This is a genomic window from Aeoliella mucimassa (assembly GCF_007748035.1).
In the GTDB taxonomy this organism is placed as follows: Bacteria; Planctomycetota; Planctomycetia; order Pirellulales; family Lacipirellulaceae; genus Aeoliella; species Aeoliella mucimassa.
Window position 1 is genome coordinate 3,588,415 of record NZ_CP036278.1, and the last position, 23,546, is coordinate 3,611,960.

Consider the following 23,546-nt stretch of genomic DNA (forward strand, 5'->3'; position numbering starts at 1 on the left):
AGCAAAGGCTCGTCACTACAAGAAGCATAGACGGGGTCTCCGTCGGTCATCAGCCCCCGATTACAGAGACCCCTATCGTCCTCCCAAGCGTGCCTGCGAGGTGTTTTGCATACGATGTGGTGAGTGCTACCCGTCAACTCAAATGAAATGGGACTCCAACTATACTCTGTGGGTATGCAAGAATTGGCCTTCGTGTGTCGGGGCCGGATTCGGTGTCGATGTCCACGAAACCACAGATTGACTCGTGCCAGTTCTCGTTGCAGATCAACAAGTGTTGTTTGGTCTCTTCCGTCTCAATCCCCCAATCATGGACGAACATATCATGACAAATCGAACTACCGATCCGAATCGACTGATCCCACTAAAGGCGTTACCGAATCTCTTGCCCAAAAGAGGAGGCAAAAAGATTCACTATTCAACGCTCTATCGGTGGGCTACCAAAGGGGCTCGGGGCCGACGTTTGGATACCGTCATGATTGGGGGGATTCGTTTTGCTTCCCTGGAAGCACTGGAGCGGTTTATCGGCAATCCCGTCTTGGAAACACCCCAAGAAGTGGATGACCTGTGTGGTGCAATTGATTCTGCTCTCGACGAAGCAGGGCTCTAACCAATCTCTCGCATTACCTCGATCGCCTTTTGCAGGTCTAGCTCTGCATAGATTTCGGTAGTACTAGTCGAACCATGTCCGTCAACGGCTCTTGCCGCGTCGATTCCAAACCGCTTTCGAATCTCTGTTGAAGCGGTATGGCGGATGCGATTTGGCGACCACTTATCGACACCTGCCTTGTCACAGGCTCGATGAATGGCCCGGCGGTAGCTGGCGGTTGTATAGCGATCGTTGGCCGATCGCTTGGGCGATGTCTTGCGATTGGTGCCTCGACGATTGCCACAAGAGAGTGGCGTTGTGCGTCGAGCTGTCGCCAAGGCTCGTCGCATCCGTTCCGACTCCGCAGGCGAAAAGCAATAGTCGGTCTCTAACCTACCTAAGTACTGCTTCAAGATGGCTTGAGCTTGAGGACCGATAGCTACAACTCGGTCCTTTTCGAAATGCTCCGTCTTATGCTCCGCTGGTCGATAAATCCACACTTCCCCCGAACGATCAATATCGCCTGGCGAAAGACTGCATACTTCCCCAGGTCGGGCGCTCGTTAAACGCTGAAAGCGAACCATATCGGCTACCATCGGGGGGAGATGTAGAAGCGTTGCATCGATCACAGCATCGTCCACTTGCGTGATGCGTTCAGTTTCCCTCGCCTTAGTTCTTCCCTTCTTTAGCCCTGCAAGCTGTTGCAAGGCTACAGGCACGGCGGCATCGACGATCTCTTTAGACGATGCCCATTTAAACATCGCCCTGATTCGATTGACCTGCTTGTTAATGTACTTCCGCGACCAATCCAGCTCTCTAACCATGGCATGCCGCAATTCATCGAGAGCAAGCGGACCGAACTCGGCAACGTAGGTTGTTGCATGGTGTTTTCGAAGCAGACGCAAGGCGTCGTCGATCGCCCCCGCCTCGCGAGTCACCTCGCCATTTTTGCGGTAGTACTCGTGGGTGTGTTGCCGGTAGACGTAGATAAGCTCGCTGATGGTGATGGGCGAACCGGCAAGCCGCTTCTCTCGCAGCATGTTTGGAGTAACGCTCAGCACGAGCTTCTCGGCGGGCTCCAGGGGGAGTTCGTCAGTTTGCCGCTGTTCAGATGGCTGGTGCCGAGCCGCTTCCCAGTCCTTCAGCACTTCTTGGTATCGCTGATGGCTTTTTTGCGAGCCGTACGGTCCAAGATAGATGTGCTTGCCGAAAAAAGATACGACGGCCTGCTTGGTCGTCTTGTGCAAACGGTACTTCGGCGGCCGGTGAAAAAGGCGGGGCATGGGGACGACCTTTGCAGTTGCAGAGGGCGCAAAGAGGGATGTCTGTGCAACATCCCTCTTAGCATTCCCTCTTTGGCTTCGGCAAAGGGCCGCTCCGGCTCGCGTGGCCGGGTAACCTAAGTCCAGGTTTGGCTTGGGTTTAGAAAAAGTGGCGGGGGCCGGATTCGAACCGACGACCTCGAGGTTATGAGCCTCGCGAGCTACCTGGCTGCTCCACCCCGCGACATTTGTTCCTGCGGGTCAGTTACTGGGCTATTTGCCCTGACCGGGAAGTAAAGAGTATATCGTGTGTGGCCGACTCCGGCAAAGGGGGGCGTCCACCAGCAATACTACCTCACAAATAAAGCGTATCGTCCATCGAAATGGGAATGCCTGAGCGATTCTTGCCGAAATATATATTGGTTGATCGTCAGGGGGAACTTTCTCCGATGTTTCGACCCGCTGGTGCTGGCAACTTGGTTGCCGGCTCGCCTCGTGGTCGATAGGTTTCCTATAGAGACCCTTCGGTTGGCTCGTGGTTCGCCTAAACCCTCGCAATTTCTGAGTATATTTCTATGCCATCCGCCGATGCCCATCTCGACCTGGTTGAGCTGCCGTCGGCGATCGACTCTGATATCACCCCTCCTGGCCGGCGGCCAGCTTCGGCCATGGACCCCAATTCCGAGGAGCCCCCTGCCCTGGTCGAACCGCTGTTCGACTTCGGCTCGGTGATTCGCGGTGCCCCGCCGTGGCTTTTGAGTGCGGCAATACACATGGTGGCTTTCATTGTGCTTGGCCTATTGGCCATGGTGGTAGTGGAGGATAGCCCGTTCGTCTTGGTGGCGGAGTTTGGTGAAAACGACATCGATGCCGATCTCGATGCGATTCCCGATCTTACTCCCACCGCCGACCTGGAGCTTCAGACCGACGAAATCATGCCGCAGGACTTGCCGGTGGTCGAAAACCCATTCAGCATGCCTGATCTGACTGCGATTCAACCCAACGGACTGGTGCTGGGGAGCGATACTCCTTCGATATCAGTCGGACTGGAGCTAAAAGGTCGTGAGCCTGGCATGCGCGAAGCGATGCTGGCAGCCACCGGTGGAACATCTGGCACCGAGAACGCCGTGATCGAGGGACTCAAGTGGCTCGCCCGCAATCAACGACGTGATGGTTCATGGAGTTTACAGGGCCCCTATCGTGGTGGGGCGACTAGCCGTGAGAACCTCGAGGCGGCCACCGCCATGGCGCTACTCGCCTTTCAAGGGCATGGACATACTCACAAATCGCCGCCCGAAGATCCTTTCTACCGAGTTGTCGCCCGAGGCTGGCATTGGCTCCTTTCACAACAGCACGACGATGGGCATTTTTATGGCGAAGTCGGCAACGACCGCCTGTATACCCACGCCCAGTGCACGATGGCTTTATGCGAACTCTATGCCATGACAGGCGACTACGAACTTCGTAAGCCCGCCCAAAAAGCGGTGGACTACTGCGTAAAGATTCAAACCAAGAAAGGGGGCTGGCGTTACACTCCCGGAACCGATGAAGACCTTTCGGTGACCGGTTGGTTTGCGATGGCACTGCAGAGCGCCCGGATGGCTGGCGTCGAAGTCCCTAGCGACACGTTCGAGAACCTAAGAAATTACTTGAACAGCTTCGATCACGAATATGGCAGTCGCTATTCCTACCAACCCAACCAAAGTGTGACCCCTGCGATGACAGCCGAAGGCTTGCTTTGCCGGCAGTACCTGGGATGGTCTCGAGACGATCATCGCCTTGTAGACGGAGTGAGCTATCTGCGAGGCTTCTTACCGGAGTGGAACGAACGCAATATGTATCACTGGTACTATGCGACGCAGGTGATGCATCACATGGAGGGAGAGCCCTGGAAAGAGTGGAACGGCATCATGCGCGAATTACTCCCCAGCAAGCAAGAAAAAACGGGCCGCGAACGTGGCAGCTGGACTCAAGCGGGCGACCGTCATGGCACCGCAGGCGGCCGACTCTACACCACCTGCCTGTCGATTTACATCCTGGAGGTCTACTACCGCCACCTGCCGCTCTACAGCAACCGCGTGATGCACTAGACCCAAACGCCCCCGGCAGGATTCGAACCTGCGACACACGGTTTAGGAAACCGATGCTCTATCCCCTGAGCTACGGGGGCAACGCTTCGTTGCCATGGGCAAGGGACTCTTGGCCGATGGCGAAAAGTCCGCAGCCGAGTATTCTACCAAGCCGGTAACTTAGTGGGAACCTCGTCCGTCCCCCCCCCGTCGACGGTGCTGATTGTCGGTCGTTAGCCGGTAGTTCGCATGTCGGCTGCCACGCCTTTGATGGCTAGCTGACTCACCCGGTCGAGTTCCTCGACGGCGGCTTCGTCAGTTGTTTTCAGCTTGGTTCGGCGGAGCAGTTCGACTTGGATGAAGTTCAGCGGATCGACGTACCGGTTTCGCACCGTGATCGAACGCTTCAGCCAAGGAATGTCTTGCAGTAAGGATTCGCTGCCGGTGATCACTTCCAGCGCTTCGCGGGTGCGTTGGTGTTCGGCATAGATTGCCTCGGCGATCCGCTCGATTGGTTCGGGGTCGGCGGCCGACTCCATTGCCAATGCGACGTAGCGACGGAACACCGGCATGTTGGCCTTCGACACTGCCAGCACCGCATTGTCGACCATGGCACGGAAGTAACGCCAGCTGCGGTACATCTCTTGCAGTTTGGCGGTTGCTTCTGGATCTTTTAATTCCTCAGCGACCGCGGTTCCCATTCCGTACCAAGCAGGCAGCAAGCATCGGCACTGCGTCCAGGAGAAGACCCATGGGATCGCTCGAAGGTCCTCGATCCGATCGCTCCCCTTGCGTTTCGCGGGGCGCGAGCCGATTTGCAACCGTTCGATGCCGTCGATCGGCGTCGCATTGCGGAAGAAGCTGACAAAGCCGGGCTGCTCGATCAACGACCGATAGGCCTTGAGCGAGCATTGAGCCATGCGTTCGCCGAAGCCTCGCCAGACGTCGATCTGGTCGGTTGAATAATCGTGCGTTGCTGCCATGAGCGTGCTCCAGAACACCTGCTCCAGATGCCGATAGGCAACCAGCGTGTCGTCGTATCGTTCGGCCAACACCTCGCCCTGCTCGGTCAATCGCAACGAGCCGTCGAACGTTTCGCCTGGCAGCGAAAGAATCGCGCGGGCGGTGGGGCCGCCGCCGCGGCCGAGCGAGCCACCACGGCCATGGAAGAATCCAACGTGCACGCCGAGTTGCTTACAGGTTTCGAACACTTCGATCTGACCAAGTTGCAGTGCCCAGTTCGCAGCCAGATAGCCGCCATCTTTGGTGCTGTCGCTGTATCCAACCATCACGGTTTGCTGATCGCCGAGTGCACGAACATGCTCGCGATACTCGGTGACTGCCAGAGCATCGCGCAACACTTGCGATCCATGCTGCAGGTCGGAAACCGTTTCGAGCAACGGCACAATCGGCAGTCGCAGTTCCGGGTCACTGGGATGGCCTCCGTCGACACGCTCCGACCACTTCCATAACCAGAGAACATTGAGCAAGTCGCTCGCGTTGTGGGTCATGCTTACTACATGCATGCCGAGTGGTCCCATGCCAAATCGGCGAGCGATGCGACGGAGCACGCGGAACAGTTGAAGCGTCTCGCGGGCGATGCTCGACACCTCGACCGGCGACAGGTTCGGGGCGACTGGCAATGTTTGTTGCAGTACCTCCATCCGGCGTTCTTCAGTCAGTTCGCCATCGCCGATCAGTCGCGTAGCACGCCAAATCTCTTCGATTACCGACTTATAGACTTCGGAATGCTGACGAATGTCGAGCCGGGCGAAGTGCAATCCGAAAACCGTGATCTGATCGAGCCACGCCTGCAACTCCGAGCTAGCGATTTCGACATTGCCAGTCTCAATCAATGCACTTTTCACCAACTCCAGATCGGCGGCCAACTCCTTCGACGACACATAGGCACCATCGGGCCAAGGTCCTTCGAGACCAAGCGCGCGGGTCTGCTCGAGTCGCCACCAAATCACGCGCAGCCACTGGCGGTAGCCTTCCTCCGGTGCAAGTCCTTCGAGTTCGGCCTGTAAGGCTGGCCAATTCTCGCAAGCGGACTCCGTTTGAGTAAGCAAATCGTCGCAGCTATGTGTGTGACTGCATGCCATGCTCAGCGATTCAAGCAATCGCTTGCAGGTATCGAGATGGGCCTCGACCGCGGCATGACGCAGCCACAACACGGTTTGTAAAGTGATGTCGGAAGTTACGTGAGGATGGCCGTCGCGGTCGCCCCCCATCCAACTACCAAATCGCAGTACGCGCGGCACAGTAACCGGTTGGTCGGGGAAGTATTCGGTGATCGCGTCGCGGAGGTCGCGAATGATTCGCGGAGCCGTTCGCCATAATGGTTCTTGAATCGCCAGCCCCCGGCGCACTTCCTCCAACACAGTGGGACGCATCGGGCGGACGAGGTTGGTTTGCCAGAGCTTGAGCAACTCCAGCTTGATCTTCTCTTCAATCGCTTTCACATCGCCTTGCGATAGATTGCCCGCATCGCGATCGGCCAGCAGATGGCGAATCAAACGCAGCTTCGAACGTAGGCTTTGTCGCTTCGCTTCGGTGGGATGCGCGGTGAATACCAACTCGATATCAATCTTTTCGAGCGCGGCTTGTACCTCTTCGGCGGAAAACTCTTGATCCTTAAGCGTCGCTACACCGGCACGCACCGATTCGTGATAGGGACCGGGATAGCACTCGCTCGCCCGTTCGCGGAGCACTCGCATCCGCTGACGGTCTTCGGCCAGATTGGCTAACTCAAGGAAAAGGCTGAAGGCCTTGACCACAATCCGAATTTGATCGAGCGAGAGCCCAGCCAGCCGTTCGGCAAGTTGCTCGCCGGCGGTTTCGTCGCCATCGCAAAATCGCCGGGCTTCGGCCCGCACGGCTTCGACCAACTCAAAGGCCTCAGCGCCTTCGAAGCGAGCAAATGCATCGCCAAATTCACGGCCAAGGTAATCAACTTCTTCACGGAGTTTCTGGTCGCTGGGCATAGGCTAGATTGGTGGTCTGATTCTTTTTTGAAGGATTGGAACTGGCAACGTTGGTCAAAGTAACCCTGACTGTATAGGGCGTGACTACTCACTTCACAAGTGCGGCAACTACCTAAGCTGCCTAAGTTTCGCGAAAGCAGCAAAGTGAAGGCGTTTTCCCCATCAGTCAGATTCACAAAGTCCTGTGTTGGGGCCACTTTACTTGCCAAGTGTCTAGTTTGCAAAGCATCTTTGGGTGAGAGAGTCGAGAGGATCACGCCGAATAATGTTCGCTACAGTATTCACGCAGCTTATCACGCAAGGCTAGCAGCAGCCGACTCTCGAATCGGTAAGGATTCCAGGCCATGGCCACGGTGCGCTTCGGCTTTGCACCATCGAATGAACGATAGACTCTGGTTTTCGAAGCGTCGCAGCGGTGCGCCATCTTCGGAATCATCGACACGCCATGCCCTAGCGATACCAGTTCCTGCACGGTTGCCAGCTGACTGGTGCGTTCGACCGCTACCGGCTGAAACGATCGTTGGCGGCACGAACTTACCACGCTGCTGGTCAAGCAGTGTGCTTCCCCCAGCAACACAAACGGGTACGGCTCGACATCGTCGACAACCACTCTCTTTTTCGTTGCCAAAGGATGTCCGACCGGCATCGTTAACAGTAATTCTTCGTCGAACAGTGCTTCGGTATCGACGTACTTCGCTGCAATCGGCAGCGCTAAGATCGCCAAGTCGACCTCTCCTTGTTTGCAGGACGCCAGCAGGTTGTCGGTAGTTTCTTCCTGCACAATCATCACCGCTTCGGCGAACTGCTCACGGAAATAGCGGAGAAAGTCTGGCAGAAAGTAGGGCGCAATCGTGGGAATTGCCCCGATGCGCAATCGACCGCTCCGCCCGTCGTCGGTCATCTCGGCTTTGGTATCGTCGAGGATGCCGATGATTTGCTCGGCGCGACTTTTCAACAATACACCTGCATCGGTGAGTGCCACCGCGCGAGTCTTACGCTCTAATAACGGCTGGCCGAACTCTTCTTCCAGTCGTTGAATCGACCGGCTGAGTGTCGGTTGCGAGATGGCGAGCTCCTCGGCAGCCCTGGTAATATTGCCAAGCCGGGCAACCTGCAAAAACTGCTTAAGTTGTTCGATGTCCATGTTGGTAGGTTCCCTAAACTATCATGCATGATGTGCATTGCATCTATTATAGCTATGCATTGGGCGCATTGCATCACCAGGGATATACTCCCCCGAGGAGGAAGGAAATGGGCTATGACACGTAGGCTCGCCTCTCCAGCTTGTATTTCTTTATGGGGTTCTATCCAGGAGGTCAGATATGAAAGTGCGATCGTTCGTGCTCGCGGCCGCGTTACTTGCCAATGGCATGGCGCAGGCAGACGAGCCTCAGACTCAGGTGGCAGCGTCGTTGAGCGCCCACCCTGTGCAACACAGTGAGCAGTTGGCACAAGCACCAAGTCGGTGCCCGATTACCGGCGCGTTGCAAAGCTTCACCGCCATGGCCGCTTCGGCCCAGCAGACTGCCGTTGATAGTCCAAGCACCGCTGGGATCGGCATGCATGGCAACACGTCGACTGGTTATATGACCAACGACGACTGGTGGCCGAATCAGCTGAACCTGCGGATTCTTCACCAGAACTCGCCGCTCAGCAATCCGATGGGTCCCGACTTCGACTACGCCGCAGAGTTTAGCAAGTTGGATCTGGCTGAAGTGAAGAAGGACATCAAAGCGCTGATGACCGATTCGCAGGATTGGTGGCCAGCCGACTATGGTCACTACGGCCCGTTCTTCATTCGTATGGCCTGGCACAGCGCCGGTACGTATCGCGTGGCGGATGGTCGAGGTGGTGCCTCGGACGGAACGCAACGCTTCGCGCCGCTCAACAGCTGGCCCGACAACGCGAATCTCGACAAGGCTCGTCGGTTGCTTTGGCCCATCAAGCAAAAGTATGGTGATAAGCTCTCGTGGGCCGACCTGATGGTGCTCACTGGAAACTGCGCGCTTGAGTCGATGGGTTTTGAAACCATCGGTTTCGCTGGCGGCCGCGAAGACGTTTGGGTTCCGCAGGAAGACGTTTACTGGGGACCTGAAAGCGAATGGATGGGCACCGAGCGTTACAAAGGTGGCGACGATCTCGATACCCCCCTCGGGGCAACCACCATGGGCCTGATTTACGTGAACCCCGAAGGCCCCAAAGGCAAGCCCGATCCGATGGCTGCCGCCCAGGCGATTCGCCTCACGTTTGGCCGCATGGCGATGAACGACGAAGAAACCGTGGCCCTCATCGCGGGTGGTCATACTTTTGGTAAGGCTCACGGGGCGGCAAGTCCCGCCAAGTACGTGGGTCCCGAGCCCGAAGGTGCCGGCATCGAAGAGCAGGGGCTCGGCTGGCACAACAAGCTCGGCAAAGGCAACGGCGATCAAACCATTACCAGCGGTCTCGAAGGTGCCTGGACCACCACGCCCGCCCAGTGGTCGCACGATTACTTCCAACACCTGTACGGCTACGAATGGGAACTCACCAAGAGCCCAGCCGGCGCTCAGCAGTGGACTCCTGTCGATGGTTCCGGCGATGGCACCGTGCCTGATGCACACGATCCATCGAAGACACATGCTCCCATGATGTTTACCACCGACATCGCGCTGAAGACCGATCCGGAATACGCCAAGATCTCGAAACGCTTCTACGAGCATCCTGAAGAGTTCGAAAAGGCGTTTGCCAAGGCTTGGTTCAAGTTGACGCATCGCGATATGGGTCCTGTGTCGCGGTACTTGGGTCCAGAGATTCCGGTCGAAGACTTCCTGTGGCAAGATCCTCTGCCCGCAGTGAATTACACAGTAGTTAGCGATAACGACGTTGCTGCTCTGAAGTCGCAGATTCTCGAATCGGGCTTGTCGGTTTCCGATTTGGTTTCGACCGCCTGGGCTTCGGCCGCTAGCTATCGCGACTCCGACAAGCGGGGCGGTGCCAACGGTGCCCGCATTCGCTTGGCTCCGGCCAAGAACTGGGAAGTCAACGAACCCGCCCAGTTGTCGAAGGTGCTCAAGGTGTTGACCAAGATTCAGCAGGACTTCAATAGCTCGCAGTCGGGCGACAAGAAGATCTCGCTGGCCGACGTCATCGTGCTCGGCGGTTGTGCTGCCGTGGAAAAAGCAGCCAAGGATGCCGGCCACGACGTGGAAGTGCCGTTCACGCCTGGGCGTACCGATGCTTCTCAAGAGCAGACCGACGCCGAAGCCTACGCGGTGCTTGAGCCCACGGCCGATGGTTTCCGCAATTACATGCGGGAAGGTCACACTCGCCCCGGCGAACAATTGCTCGTCGACCGTGCGAACCTGCTAAACCTGACCGCTCCGGAGATGACCGTGCTCGTCGGCGGCATGCGTGTGCTCGACGCGAACTTCGAAGACACCGACCTGGGCGTCTTTACCGAGACTCCTGGTAAGTTGACCAACGACTTCTTTGTGAACCTGCTCGACATGGGCACGCAATGGAAGAAGTCGGCCGACGACGAAAACGTGTTCGAAGGATACGATCGTGCTTCGGGCGAACTCAAGTGGACCGGCACCCGCGTCGACTTGATCTTCGGTTCGAACTCGCAACTGCGATCGCTGGCCGAAGTGTACGGCAGCGACGACGCCGAAGAGAAGTTCGTACACGACTTTGTCGCTGCCTGGAACAAGGTAATGAACCTCGACCGGTTCGACCTGAACCCAGCGGTCCGCAGCGGTGCCGACTCGTCGACCGTTACGCAGCGATAGGCTCCTAACCACTTGCAGTAACAAGCAAAAGTCAACCAAGTTGCAGACTCCCAGCCCGGTGGGTGGCCAAGGCCGCCCGCCGGGCTTCTTTGTGCGCTCGTAGGAGTTTCGTCTGACAATGCACCTGTTTTCGTACAAGGTATAATGCCAGTAGCCCCTCCATTCCGTCGACAGATTCCAGCAAGTTCCATGTCCTCCCCCCTGCACTCTCTGTTTCTGCTTTGTCTCTGGCTTGCCAGTACTCAAGCGTTTGCCATCGAACCAACTTCTCCCCCTGCTTTCAATCATCCCGGTCTGCTTCACACCGAAGACGACTTCGCCCGCATGCGATCCAAACTGGCCGACAACCAGCAACCCTGGCTGGCAGGTTGGCAAGTCTTGGAGCAAAGCCGCCACGCCCAACTCAACTGGCAACCTCGCCCCACGGAGACCATCGTTCGAGGAGGCCCTGGGCAGAACTTTCCGGTGCTATTCAACGACATGCACGCAACCTATTGCTTGGCGCTGCGTTGGAAGGTATCAGGCGACAAAGCCTATGCTGACAAAGCAGTCGAGATTCTTAATGGCTGGTCTTCGACACTCAAACACATCCGCGGAAACTCCGATCGGTTCCTGGCTGCGGGAATCTATGGTTATCAATTTGCGAACGCGGCAGAAATCATGCGAACCTATCCCGGTTGGAGTCACGACGACTTCGGCCGGTTTCAACAGATGATGCTCGAAGTGTTCTACCCGATGAATCATCAATTCCTCACCGAACACAACGAGGCGGCTATTACCAACTACTGGGCGAATTGGGATCTCTGTAACATTGCGTCGATTCAAGCCATCGGCGTTCTCTGCGACCGTCGCGACTTGTACGACGAAGCCATGCAATACCTGTTTCACGGCCGCGGCAACGGCGCACTCGACAAAGCCATTTACTACGTGCATCCCGGCAATCTTGGCCAATGGCAAGAGGCCGGTCGCGACCAAGGGCATTCCACCCTTGGCATCGCGCTTCTTGGCCCCATCTGCGAAACCGCATGGCACCAAGGCGACGATCTGTATGGCTATCGCAACAACCGTTTTCTGGCCGGCGCGGAGTACGTTGCCAAGTACAACCTCAACCAACCAGTTCCTTATGTCCCCTACGCTTGGGGTACCGGCCAGCGCGGCGACCATCGTGAGCAGGCAACCATCTCCGACAACGGTCGCGGCAATCTTCGAGCGGGATACGAACTGGTTGTGAATCATTACGTCCATCGTCTTGGCATCGCTGCTCCATATAGTTCTCAGTACGCGGCCAAACTGCGCCCCGAACCTGGAGCTGGAGGTCACGCGTCGACCTTCGATCAACCCGGCTTCGGCACCCTTACTGCAACTATCGATCCGCAAGTCGCTTCGCCCCGCCCAAGCGGCCTCACCGCAAGGTTGCGTTCGCATAACGTGGAACTGTCGTGGTGGGGAGCGGCCAACTCGACGTCGTATCAGCTTTCGCGAGCTACTCAGCCCGAGGGTCCTTTCAACGTGATTGCCAGCGATATCCATGATCCACTTACCTATACCGATTCGAATTTGCCGCGCGGAACTTACTACTATTACGTAGAAGCTATCGTCGAGGGGGTTCCGGTCTCACGTTCCGAGGTCGTATGCCTGTCGACAGCCCCGACTCTGGTATCGCGGTACGAGTTCGACGAGCATCGCGAGTCACAAGCCGACAGTCCATCTTATGTAATGCACGGGGCTAAACTTGTCGCTGGTTTATCCGGTCAAGCAGTCGCTCTCGACGGAGTCGACGACTACGTTGAGCTGCCGACCGGGGTGGTCAGCCAGTTGAGCGACTTTACGATCGCTTGCTGGGTGCAGGTCGACGAGCAGGCAACCTGGTCGCGGGTTTTTGATTTCGGCGACGACCGAGGCTTCTCCATGTACCTCACTCCTTCGAATGCGAACGGAAAGTGCAGCTTCGCTGTCAGCACGGTCTATTACCATAACGAGCAAGTAGTCGAATCCCCTTCTCCCCTGCCTTTGCATCGCTGGGTGCATGTCGCGGTCACTCTATCCGATCGCACCGCGACGCTGTACGTCGATGGGCAGGCGGTTGCAGTGCGGGACGATATTCATTTTCCTCCGTATCGATTAGGGAATACTTCGCAAAACTGGATTGGTCGTTCTCAATATTCCGATCCTTACCTAACTGGCAAAGTCGACGATTTCCGCATCTACCATGGCGCGTTGTCACCAAGCGAAATCGAAATGCTCCTGAAAACGCGGTAACCGCCGGCTCGCTCGCAGCAAACCACATTGCACCCGGCTGCTGCCTGCATTACTTTGAACAAGCCGCCGCCGAAGCTTGCTGCGTTGCGGCCCTCTCCTGCAGGCAACACCATGACGCTCCTCTACTACAATCCCCAGTTCCAGGAACACCAAACCGGCAACACCCACCCCGAGAATCCCGGGCGGTTGCTGCCGATCGTGCGTCATATGAACTTCGTCGCCCTGGGACCTCACTGTCGCCGTCCTAGCTGGGAGCCGGCCACGATTGCTCAGCTGGCGCAAGTGCACGATCGTTCGCACATTGCCATGGTTCGCGAGTTTGCCAGTAAAGGGGGTGGATGGATCGAGCAAGACACTTACGTGAGCGACCGCTCGGCCGACGTCGCCATGCTGGCGGCCGGGGCTGCTTGCGATGCGGTTCAGCGGGTCGTCGCCGGCGAGGATCATCAAGCGTTTTGCCTGATTCGCCCGCCGGGGCACCATGCATTGCCTAACGGGGCGATGGGGTTTTGCCTGTTCAACAACGTCGCCACTGCCGCGCGGATGGCAACCCGCCAACTCGACATCGAACGCGTGCTCGTGATCGATTGGGACGTTCATCATGGCAACGGAACGCAGGACATTTTTTGGGACGATCCTCAGGTTGGCTTTCTCTCGATTCATCGCTGGCCTTTCTATCCCGGCACCGGCGCGGCCGACGAAACCGGCAAAGGCGACGGGCTCGGCACCACGCTCAACGTGCCGCTCGAACTCGGCACGTCGCGCACCGACTACATCGACCACTTCACTAAAGCGCTCGAAACGCTGGCCGAACGCATGCGACCGCAGCTGGTGATCATCAGCGCGGGCTTCGACGCCCATCACCTCGACCCGGTCGGAGCATTGGGCCTCGAGACCGAGGATTACCAAACGCTCACCCGCGCGGTGCTCAAAGTCGCCGAGACCCACGCCGACGGTCGCCTGGTCAGCGTACTCGAAGGGGGCTACAACCCCGAAGTCCTGGCCGACTGCATCGAAGTGCACCTCGAAACGCTCATGGAATGGCACGACGAACTGTAACCCATCCGGCGGCGATGCATGCAGCGAACGAATAGATTCCCAATTTACCCACCGATGGGCAAAATGAATCTTCGCCCACGCTATAAAACCAGTGGTTTTCGGCGTCGAATAGATTCCCATTCCCAATAACGCATCGAGTGGGAATCTATTTTCGCGGTGGGAAACTATCGCAAGTCGTGTATCTGTATGGATTTACATCAACACCTCCGCGATAGTTGCCCAAAATAGATTCCCACCCATGGGAAACTATTCTGGTTGGTAGTTGGGGGTTGGAAGTTGGGTGTTCTGAATGCGGAATGTCATCTTGAGGGAGCTTCCGGCGACTGAAAGATCTCAGCCTACCGCTTACAGCCTAAAGCCTACAGCTTTGACACGCGCGCAGCAGCGAACGCCCACGCCAGCAAACATCCGCCGGCGCGTCGCTAGGGGTCTGATATTCAGACGATCATCTCACCTCTATCACCTCCTTTCATCCAAAAGCCAACAGCCGATAGCTGAAAGCCGACAGCCCTAAAACACCTGTCCATTAGAACACTCTCAGTGGCCATTTCCCAGTACAATCTGGAACATTCCGACAAATCGTTGAGCCCGCCGCCGCAGGCGGAAGCTAGCGATGTGAAACGAAAGTTACCACCACCGCCAACTGGCAAGCTCCGGCACTTTCAGTTGTCGCCGGGGCTAACCCAAAAAGCGCATAACCAATCCGTGCAGATCCGTGATCCTCCGTGACCACATCCACACGGACATCAAGGCACCGAATGTTAGCCACTCCGATGCAGTACCCCCCAGTTGGGTCGAGAGCCCCCACGCTTACGGAGCCTACAGAGCCTTCGTTCGCTTCCACTTTGTCTCGATGGCCACGGCCATCGGGTGGAGCAGAAGTTCCGAGAGCGCGAGCCCGTAGAGTGGGCCGAGCAGGCAGAGGCGAATAATGGGGCCGATTTTGGCAGGGTCCGACATATCGCTCAAGATGGCCATGGCTTCTAGCAAGAAATACAGCACGCTACAGGCGATGGCCCCTCGGCTGGCCAGGCGGAACTGTGAAGCCGCTAGATGGTAGTCGCTCTCGCCAGCAGCAGCTTGGCTATAGAACAACACTCGGCAAGTGCCACCCCAGCCACTTGGCTCGCTGCCGATCAGTACAATGGCCAGCGTCCCCAATCCAATAAACACGAAGGTGGGAATATCTAACAGGCTGCCAAACTCGGCTCCAACCACAGCAGGCATGCCCAGCAATAAGGCAACCACCGTAACGAGGCCGAGGCAGCGGGCAATCGAAATCATGCATTCCTCCATGAAGGGCAATGGCGTTTCACCGAAGCGGCCGTCGGCCGTCTTGCTCGTCGTAAACAACGCGAGGATACTACGAACATCCGATTAACGCGATAGAGCCCTTAGATGCCGCGTACCAATCCGTACCAATCCGTGCATATCCGTGTTCATCCGTGGCCAGAAACTTCCTCGAGCAGCAGAGCTGCAAATACTAAGACGCGAGGCTGGTTATTCGCTTCGTTTTTGATTGGATCGACCGACAACTTTCTGATCGCCATCGTAGGTAATGCGTTTTTCTCGTTCGATCACGGTGTTCCAATCGAGTCGGTGAGGCGGGTCGAGGTAATGCTTGTACGCGGCGGCCATCTGGCGTGCCGACTCGGAATAGTCGACACCGCCGAAGCCGCAGCCCATGGCAGGCAGGGCCACGGTTTCGATCGGGTGTCCATGCTGCGTGTTGTACCGATAGATTGCGGTTAGTGCGGCAAACGTGGCTCGATAGATATTGTCGGTGTTGCCAATCGAGCCTGGCGTCCGCATCGTGGGGGCGTGACAGACGTACGGGTAGGCGGTGCTGCCGGTCGGTTCGATGATCGCGGTGCCGACTGGTTGCTCACCGAGAAACTCGTCGAGAATGCGATACTGAATGCGGGTGGCTAGTTCGCTACCATGCTTCCGCACCACGGCCGCGTCGATACCGGCGTTCATGATGCCATAGCAGTTGGCCGCGGTTACAAAGCAGTCGTGCGGAGCGAGTTCTTCAAAAGTCGACTGCATCGTGCGGACCGAGGGAAGACCAGCGAACCGCTGCGCAAAGGCATCGATCGCCTGCTCCTCGGGATGAATTAGCCACAATTCCATCGGTAACGGCACGCCGCACTCCCCTCCCCTTCGTTAGGCCGACCACACACACGGCCGACTTGGTTCCCAATCACCAGAGATTACTCGTTCCCCACAACATACGGCAAGAGGCACTCGCGGCAGGTGTCGGCGCTCTCCATAAAAAAGACCCGCAACAGGCCGGGGGGCCTGTCGCGGGTCGGGGGGAGAAAGTCGGTGACAATGGCGAGTTATGCCTTGCTGCTGGCCATCTCTTCTACCATTTCCTTCACGCCGAGCACCACGTCGTCGCCAGGCGAGCTTTTCAGCTTGAAGCCGCGGTTCGTGAAGATGCTGATCATCCGCTGGTTCTGCGGGGCGGTTTCGGCTACGATCGTGCGAATGCCCCAGTTGGTGCAGATCTCCAGGCAGTAGTCGGTGAGAATCGAACCGAGCCCCTGCCCTTGATACGGATCGGCGACCAGCACCCCGTAGTCGGCGTTGATGCAATCGGCATCGGGCACCAATCGGCTAACGCCGACGAGTTTGCGCTGCCCGTTCTCTTCCATCTCGGCGGCGATCGCAATTTCGCGATCGTAGTCGATAAAGCAGAACCGGGTGGCCATGTCGTGCGTGCTCTTCTTGAACAGGTACCGGAAGCGGAACCAGATCGACTCCTTCGAGCAGCTGGCGAGCATGTCGTGCCACATCGGTTCGTCTTCGGGCTTGATCGGCCGCAGCAACACTTGGCGGCCATCCTTCATCTCGACCCGGCGGGTAAACTCCTCGGGGTAGGGACGAATCGCAAGGTGCGAGAACCGCTTCGGCGGATTGACGATCATGTCGTGGTCGAGAATCACCCGGGCGTCGAGCGCGATCACGTCGTCGGGAGTGACCAGCAACGGATTGACGTCGAACTCTTTGATCTCCGGATAATCAGCCACCAGGTACGACAGCCGAATGAGCACCTCGATCAGCCGATCGATATTCACCGGCGGGCGGCCACGGTAGCCGGTGAGTAGCGGCCACGACTTGAGTGCCTCGAGGCTGCGGCGGGCGAGTCGTTCGTTAAGCGGTGGTAGCTCGAGCGCCCGATCTTTGAACAGCTCGGCCGAGGTTCCACCAGCACCGACCAACAGCACCATGCCAAACACCGCGTCGCGGCGGGCACCGACGATCAGCTCGCGGCCAACCGGGCTAGTGATCATCTTCTGCACGGTGACACCCTCGATGTGGGCGTCGGGGCGTAGCTCGGCCGCTTTGCCGACGATGCGATTGAACGACGCGGTCACCTCTTCCGCGGTAGCGAGCGACAACTCGACGCCGCCGACATCGGTTTTATGCGTGATCTCCGGCGAGAGAATCTTTTGCACGACGGGATAGCCAAGCCGCTCGGCCAGGCTCACCGCGTCTTCGGCCGTACGAGCAACGTACGGTTTGGCGACCGGAATTTCGTACGACTCGAGCAACGCCTTCGACGTGCTTTCGGTCAGCGTGTCGTTGCCTTCGCTGAGGATGGTGTCGAACACTCCGCGGAGTTTGCCGCGGTCGAGTCGGAAGCCAACCGGCACCTCGCGGGGTGTTTCGTACAGCACTTCCTTCGTGCGGGCGTACGACACCAGGTACATGAAGGCCCGCACGGCCGGCTCAGGGGCCGCGTAGGTGGGGATGCCAGAGCGGTTGAAGCGATCGATCGCTTCGGCCATCGAGACCCCGCCCATCCAACTGGTGAGCACTGGCTTCTTGGTTTTCTTAGCGACTTCAATCACCGCTTCGGCAGCTTGCAGCGGCTTGCTCATCGCTTGCGGGGCAAACACCACCAGCACCGCGTCGACTCCCTCGTCGGCGACGACAATATCCAAAGCCTTGCCAAGTCGCTCAGGCGAGGCGTCGCCCAGCACGTCGACCGGGTTGCCATGCGACCACGCGGCCGGCAGGAATTCGTTGAGTTTCTCAATCGACTCGGGCTTGAGCTTCGCGAGCACCCCATCGCGGTCGAGCAAGGCGTCGGTCGCCATCACGCCCGGGCCGCCAGCGTTGGTGAGAATCGCCAGGCGTGGTCCCTTGGGAGGTTCCTGACGAGCGAGCAGTTCGGCGCAGTCGAACATGTCGCTCATTTCGGTAATGCGAACGATGCCCGCCCGATTGAACGCGGCCTCGTACACGGTGTCGACGCCGGCCATCGCCCCGGTGTGCGACGCGGCAGCCTCGGCCGATTCGGCGAACCGCCCCGCCTTGTAGGCGATGATCGGCTTATTGCGCGAGAACGCCCGCGCGGCGGATAGGAACTCACGGGCTTCGGTAATCGACTCGACGTACAGAATGAGCGACTCGGTCCACGAATCGGTGGCGAAGTAGTCGATCAGGTCGCCGATGGTCACATCGAGTGTGTTACCAAGCGACACGAAGTGCGAGAAGCCGACATGCTCTTGCCGCGCCCAGTCGAGAATCGCGGTACACAGCGCGCCCGACTGCGAAATCAAAGCCACCCGGCCCGGCGCCGGTGTGGCGTTGGCGAAGCTGGCATTCAGCTTCACGTGCGGCGACATGATACCCAGGCAGTTGGGGCCGACGATTCGCATGCCGTCGTACTCGCTGGCGGCCTGGCGCAGTTGATCCTCGAGCTTGCGGCCCTCCTCACCCATCTCGCGAAAACCGGCCGAGAGAATCAGCAACCCGCGGATGCCAGCCTGTCCGCACTCGTGCACCAGCCCCGGCACGGTGGCCGCGGGGGTGCAGATGACTGCCAGGTCGGGCGTGGTCGGCAAACTTCCGACATTCTTGTAGCACTGGCGATCGCAGATGCTCTCGTGCTTGGGATTGATGGGGTAGAGTTCGCCTTCGAAGCCTACGTCCACCATATTCTTGACCACGGTATGGCCGATGCTGTCCGGCTTATGGCTGGCGCCGATCACGGCGACGCTCTTAGGATTGAAAATCTTGTCAATGTTCCGAACCGGCATCGTTCATCCTCATCTCTGTATTAATGGAAAGACGGAGCTGCAATCACCACAGTCCTTATCGCCAGGCTCTCACCTAGAATGTTGGCCGAAATGCTGGTGCCCCTACAAGGCCAACTCTCGATAGAAAGTCGAAACAAGATTTAGGTGCAAATACTGTTCCTCCAAGACTCGAATTCCGCACCCCTGTTTTTCCGCTTGAAAGACAAACAATTCCCACGATCGAGCCGTACTTTACGTGCTAGCAGCGCGATTCGGAACGGCTGGGTGTGCCGATGCGACACACTTGCTCGAAGCCGTGCTGTGGATGCTGAGCGAAAACTCCACTCCCATCACCACCTGCATTCCACTCAAGGGAAGCCATGGCCCATCGCGCACCCAGCGGACAACCGTTGAAGGTCAAGATGATCTTACCGGCGCTGACCGAAGCCACGAGCCCGTTGTTCCGCCCGGTGAAATACAGCTTGTTTCCCCCGTTGGGGTTGGCCACATTGGCGGGCTACTTAAACGAGCACGACCAGGTGACACTCGAAGACGAACACGTGGAGCGTGTGCGTCTCGACGACGAACCCGACCTCGTAGTGATCCAAGCGTACATCACTTCGGCCTACCGAGCCTATGAGTTGGCCGACCACTATCGTCGCCGTGGGGCGTATGTGTGCCTGGGTGGTTTGCACGTGACCTCGCTACCCGACGAAGCCGCGATGCATGCCGATTCTATCTTCCTAGGACCAGACGAAGACACCTGGCCGCAGTTCCTTGCTGACTTCCGCCGAGGAGAACCGAAGCCGCGCTACCAATCGACCATTCGCTCGCTGACCGAGCTGCCTAACATTCGTCGTGACCTGATCAAGCGACATCTCTATCTGGTGCCGAACTCGATCGTCGTCACGCGAGGCTGCCCGCACCATTGCGACTTCTGCTACAAGGATGCGTTCTTCGCTGGTGGTTCGTCGTTCTACACGCAGACCGTCGACGCGGCGCTGGCGGAGATCGATCGCTTGCCGGGCCGGCACCTTTACTTCTTGGACGACCATTTGTTTGGTAATCGTCGGTTCGCCGAAGCGCTGTTCGATGCCATGCTCGGCATGGGGCGACTCTGGCAGGCCGCGGCCACGGTGAACTCGGTGCTACGCCCGGATCTACTGGAGAAAGCAGCCGACGCAGGGCTGCGGAGTTTGTTTGTCGGCTTCGAAACGCTCAGCACCAGTAATCTACAACAGCATGGCAAGCGGCAGAACTTGAATCGCGACTACGCGCTAGCCATCCAGCGGATTCACGACGCGGGAGTCATGATCAACGGCAGTTTCGTGTTCGGCATGGACGACGATGACTCGTCGGTGTTTGGCCGCACGGTCGACTGGGCGGTGAAGCAGGGCATCGAGACTTCCACTTTCCACATCATGACGCCCTACCCTTCCACCGGACTGTATCAGCAGATCGAGCAGCAAGGACGACTGCTGCACCGCGACTGGAATCGCTACGACACCCGCCACACGGTCTACCGTCCCGCGAAGATGTCGCCCGAAGCGTTAGAACAAGGCTATTGGAACTCTTACCGCGAGTTCTACACCTGGCGCAACATCCTGTCGGCTGCCGGAACCAAGAGTACGCTCTCGTCCCGCGCCCGTCATGCGGCGTACTCGGCAGGCTGGAAGAAGTTCGAAGGGCTCTGGAACCTGGCGATCCGATTGAAGCAAATCAGCCAAATGCGGCCGCTACTCGAAAACGTGCTGTCGGGGCTGGGAACCGTGATACCCAACAACAAGGCTCGCCGACCAACGATCGACGAGCCTTGCGAAATAGCAATACCACAATCACCCGCTGCTGTGCGGGCGCGTTAGCGGCCTATCGGTTTACTTCTTTTTGAGCGAGATCGACATCCCTCCGCGGACCACGGTCTCCAGGTTCGGGTCTTCCGTGATCGCTTTCATGAACGGTGGATGCGCCATGCGGGGATTGATGTTGTGCGCAACAACCACGCCGCCGGGACGCAACAGCGGCATCAGTTTGTTGAGATAATCGATGTACCCTTCCTTGTCGGCATCAAGGAAAATAAAGTCGATCGTGCCCGACAGCTTGGTGACTTCCTGATGGGCGTCTCCTTCGACCACGGTAATCACGTCGGACAAACCAGCGGCTTCAAAGTTCTTGCGGGCCGTGGCGACGCGTCCTGGATCGATCTCGTAGGTGGTAAGCTTGCCGCCATGGTCTTTGAGCCCGAGCCCAATCCAGATTCCGGAGATACCGGTCGAGGTGCCAAGCTCGACCGCGTGCTTCACGCCCATCGATTGCACCATGATCCGTAGCATGCGGCCGTCGTTCTCAGGCACGTTCAGGTACTTCTCGTTGGCATTGATCTCGGCCAACACTTCGAGGGCCTTCTTCTCGAACTCATCGACCGGCAGCGGGGCTTTCTCCAGAGCCGCGTCGCCGGACTGCGGACCTCGGTTGCCAGGCTGGGCCACCGCGGACGATGGCACCGTGAACCCCGCTATCATGACCGCCAGCACTACCATCAATGTCGCACGGCGAATGGCAACTCGCATCTTTCGCTCCTCGTGAAATCGCAATAGAGGGTACCCAGCGCCCACGAAATACCAGTAGACGCAGGCGCGCACTAGCAGCCTGAATTGTACCAGCGGCCCCCTGCGAGGCGAGTACCACTAATGGGGTACGATGGATGCAGAGCGAAGCTAACGAGGCTAGCGAGGCTTGCGTGGAGCGACTTCCAGCGACTCAGGCTCTGGCATCTCGACCAGCTCCGGCAGATTGCCGCTTAGCGGCACGCTCGTAAACCGACCATCGGCCGGATGCAGCGTGACCGGCACTCCATGCGAGGGTTGCAGCATGGTCGATTGCACTTCAGCATCCACGGTGGCATTGGCCTCGATCTCGAAGCGATACTTGCTCAAGAAGCGTGGAATCGCGGTACGAATAATCTCGAGCGCCAGAGGGCCTCCGATGCACAAACGATTGCCGCCGCCGAATGGAATGTAGGTGTAAGGCTTTGGCTTCAGTGTCAACCAACGATCAGGATCAAACACATTTGGCTGAGCATAAAGATGCTCCAACCGATGCGTCACCAGCGGGGTGAACACAATCGGGGTGCCCCGCGATACGTGCAGCGGACCGACTTGCACGCTTTGCGCGGCAACGCGCTGTGAGTAAGCCGAGGCGGGCAGGATTCGCATGCTCTCTTTGATCACGCGTTCCATTAGCGGCAGCTCGCTGGCGTTGGTTGGCTCGACCAGCGTTCCATCGTCGTTGATCTGATCGTACAACTGCTGGGCGACACGCGGGTGCTGCGCCAGGAGCGTGAGCATCCAGGTCATCGAATGGGCGGTTGTCATATGGGCGGCTGCGAACAACACGCAGGTCTGCCCCACGAACTCTTCCTCGCTCAGTCCACCTTCGTCGTCGTGGCTGGCCATCAGGATCGAGAGAATGTCTTTGCCGACGGTTGCCTGGCGGCGATGCTGCTCGATCATCTGCAGCACGCTCGCTTCGAGCTTCTGGGCGGTCGCCAACAGAGTCTCGTAGCCGGTGCTGAACGAGTCGCTCGGCACCAACGCTCCGGTGCCGACCTTGTGATTCTGTGCAACCCACTCGGCAATCAGCTCACCAAGCTCATACGCTTGATCGAAGTTCTCCAGACCAAACAAGATGGTGCTGGTGATGCTGAGCATCAGGCGCGTCATCTCTTCGTTGAGGTCGGTCTGCTGTCCGACGCGCCAATCGGCCATGTGCCGATCGATCAGGTGGGTGACCGTATCGCCATAGCTGGCAATGGCCTGCAAGCTGAATACGTCTTTCAGCATTCGACGATTGCGACGATGCTGGTCGCCGTTCATCGCCAGAAGTCCCGAGGTCACCCGTCGCTGCGACGAGGTCTTAGGCCCCCGCAACGCGAAGAACCGGGCCTCGAACGTACTCGTATCGCTCAGCACCTGCTGATTCAGCGCTGGATCGAACAGGAAGACGATCCGCTGAGTCCCCTCTTCGATGGCAGCAATCTCTCCATGCCGGGCGTGCAGCTCGAACAGGTTGTGCAGGATATCCTGCGAGAACTCCTGAAAGCTCGCCTGGGTGACGTGAGGTCCCGAAACTTGAGAGGCCATCGGCCCGAACGCTGAAGACATGGATTGCAACTCTAGCCAAATAACAAACTACTATCGCCCGAATTATGTACGTTATTATGAACCATCGGCCTCCGGTTTCCTAGGAATCCACGCGGGGATTCTCACGAACAGGTTGCGACTGCTGTAACGACTATTCTCCGCTTCAGAGGGCCAGAAATCCGGTTACTCCAGTACCATCGCGCTAGGGAAACCCGCTACCCCCTGCTCTCCTCACGTCGGCAGCGAGTCGCTCAGGCGGAATCGGGAACAGGAAAAGCGGAAGCGACTTCCGCCGACCGACCAGCAGGGCGCACTCACAGCAAAGGTTCGGGCAATCACTCGTACTCGACGAAATCGGTGAACCCAGCGGGTAGAGCGGGTGTCT

General features: G+C 58.0%; 14 protein-coding genes and 2 tRNA genes. 6 read left to right on the forward strand and 10 right to left on the reverse strand.

What is annotated here, in order from left to right:
* The first annotated feature begins 307 nt into the window (after positions 1 to 307).
* On the forward strand, positions 308 to 607 hold the full coding sequence (locus Pan181_RS14140; RefSeq protein WP_145247440.1) for a DUF1580 domain-containing protein: 300 nt from the start codon (positions 308 to 310) through the stop codon (positions 605 to 607).
* Here the strand turns inward: Pan181_RS14140 and Pan181_RS14145 are convergent.
* Positions 604 to 1,869 carry a tyrosine-type recombinase/integrase gene (locus Pan181_RS14145; protein WP_145247442.1) on the reverse strand — a complete coding sequence of 422 codons (1,266 nt, stop codon included), beginning with the start codon at positions 1,867 to 1,869 and terminating at the stop codon, positions 604 to 606. The genes Pan181_RS14140 and Pan181_RS14145 overlap by 4 nt on opposite strands.
* 149 nt (positions 1,870 to 2,018) lie before the next feature.
* Positions 2,019 to 2,092, reverse strand: a tRNA-Met gene (locus Pan181_RS14150).
* Between the two features lie 331 nt (positions 2,093 to 2,423).
* Here Pan181_RS14150 and Pan181_RS14155 point away from each other — a divergent pair.
* Entirely contained in the window at positions 2,424 to 3,938 is a 1,515-nt protein-coding gene (locus Pan181_RS14155; RefSeq protein WP_231943595.1) for a prenyltransferase/squalene oxidase repeat-containing protein, read from the forward strand.
* A 7-nt stretch (positions 3,939 to 3,945) separates the two neighbouring features.
* Here the strand turns inward: Pan181_RS14155 and Pan181_RS14160 are convergent.
* The 3 genes from Pan181_RS14160 to Pan181_RS14170 form a co-directional block, all read right to left on the reverse strand.
* Positions 3,946 to 4,018: transfer RNA gene (locus Pan181_RS14160), tRNA-Arg, on the reverse strand.
* A gap of 132 nt (positions 4,019 to 4,150) precedes the next feature.
* Complete coding sequence (ppc, locus tag Pan181_RS14165) at positions 4,151 to 6,904, reverse strand: phosphoenolpyruvate carboxylase (RefSeq protein WP_145247444.1); 2,754 nt, start codon at positions 6,902 to 6,904, stop codon at positions 4,151 to 4,153.
* Positions 6,905 to 7,157: 253 nt separating this feature from the next.
* Positions 7,158 to 8,048 (reverse strand): LysR family transcriptional regulator, encoded by an 891-nt coding sequence (locus Pan181_RS14170; protein WP_145247446.1) that lies wholly within the window; start codon positions 8,046 to 8,048, stop codon positions 7,158 to 7,160.
* A 358-nt stretch (positions 8,049 to 8,406) separates the two neighbouring features.
* Here Pan181_RS14170 and katG point away from each other — a divergent pair, with 358 nt between their 5' ends.
* The 3 genes from katG (at position 8,407) to Pan181_RS14185 (ending at position 13,989) form a co-directional block, all read left to right on the forward strand.
* The gene (gene katG / locus Pan181_RS14175; protein WP_391483998.1) at positions 8,407 to 10,671 is read left to right on the forward strand and encodes a catalase/peroxidase HPI; all 2,265 of its coding nucleotides are present in this window, start codon (positions 8,407 to 8,409) and stop codon (positions 10,669 to 10,671) included.
* A gap of 189 nt (positions 10,672 to 10,860) precedes the next feature.
* Positions 10,861 to 12,930 carry a LamG-like jellyroll fold domain-containing protein gene (locus tag Pan181_RS14180; protein ID WP_197528356.1) on the forward strand — a complete coding sequence of 690 codons (2,070 nt, stop codon included), beginning with the start codon at positions 10,861 to 10,863 and terminating at the stop codon, positions 12,928 to 12,930.
* Between the two features lie 111 nt (positions 12,931 to 13,041).
* Positions 13,042 to 13,989, forward strand: a complete 948-nt coding sequence (locus tag Pan181_RS14185) for a histone deacetylase family protein (protein WP_145247452.1) — start codon at positions 13,042 to 13,044, stop codon at positions 13,987 to 13,989.
* 819 nt (positions 13,990 to 14,808) lie between these two features.
* Here Pan181_RS14185 and Pan181_RS14190 read toward each other — a convergent pair.
* The 3 genes from Pan181_RS14190 to Pan181_RS14200 form a co-directional block, all read right to left on the reverse strand.
* The gene (locus Pan181_RS14190) at positions 14,809 to 15,273 is read right to left on the reverse strand and encodes a hypothetical protein (RefSeq protein ID WP_145247454.1); all 465 of its coding nucleotides are present in this window, start codon (positions 15,271 to 15,273) and stop codon (positions 14,809 to 14,811) included.
* Positions 15,274 to 15,489: 216 nt separating this feature from the next.
* Positions 15,490 to 16,122, reverse strand: a complete 633-nt coding sequence (locus tag Pan181_RS14195; protein ID WP_231943596.1) for a macro domain-containing protein — start codon at positions 16,120 to 16,122, stop codon at positions 15,490 to 15,492.
* A gap of 209 nt (positions 16,123 to 16,331) precedes the next feature.
* Positions 16,332 to 19,043, reverse strand: a complete 2,712-nt coding sequence (locus Pan181_RS14200; RefSeq protein WP_145247458.1) for a bifunctional acetate--CoA ligase family protein/GNAT family N-acetyltransferase — start codon at positions 19,041 to 19,043, stop codon at positions 16,332 to 16,334.
* A 359-nt stretch (positions 19,044 to 19,402) separates the two neighbouring features.
* Here Pan181_RS14200 and Pan181_RS14205 point away from each other — a divergent pair, with 359 nt between their 5' ends.
* Positions 19,403 to 20,884 carry a B12-binding domain-containing radical SAM protein gene (locus tag Pan181_RS14205; protein ID WP_197528357.1) on the forward strand — a complete coding sequence of 494 codons (1,482 nt, stop codon included), beginning with the start codon at positions 19,403 to 19,405 and terminating at the stop codon, positions 20,882 to 20,884.
* Positions 20,885 to 20,896: 12 nt separating this feature from the next.
* Here Pan181_RS14205 and Pan181_RS14210 read toward each other — a convergent pair whose 3' ends face one another.
* Positions 20,897 to 21,589 (reverse strand): O-methyltransferase, encoded by a 693-nt coding sequence (locus Pan181_RS14210; RefSeq protein WP_145247460.1) that lies wholly within the window; start codon positions 21,587 to 21,589, stop codon positions 20,897 to 20,899.
* 156 nt (positions 21,590 to 21,745) lie between these two features.
* The gene (locus Pan181_RS14215) at positions 21,746 to 23,161 is read right to left on the reverse strand and encodes a cytochrome P450 (protein WP_197528358.1); all 1,416 of its coding nucleotides are present in this window, start codon (positions 23,159 to 23,161) and stop codon (positions 21,746 to 21,748) included.
* Positions 23,162 to 23,546: the final 385 nt, after the last annotated feature.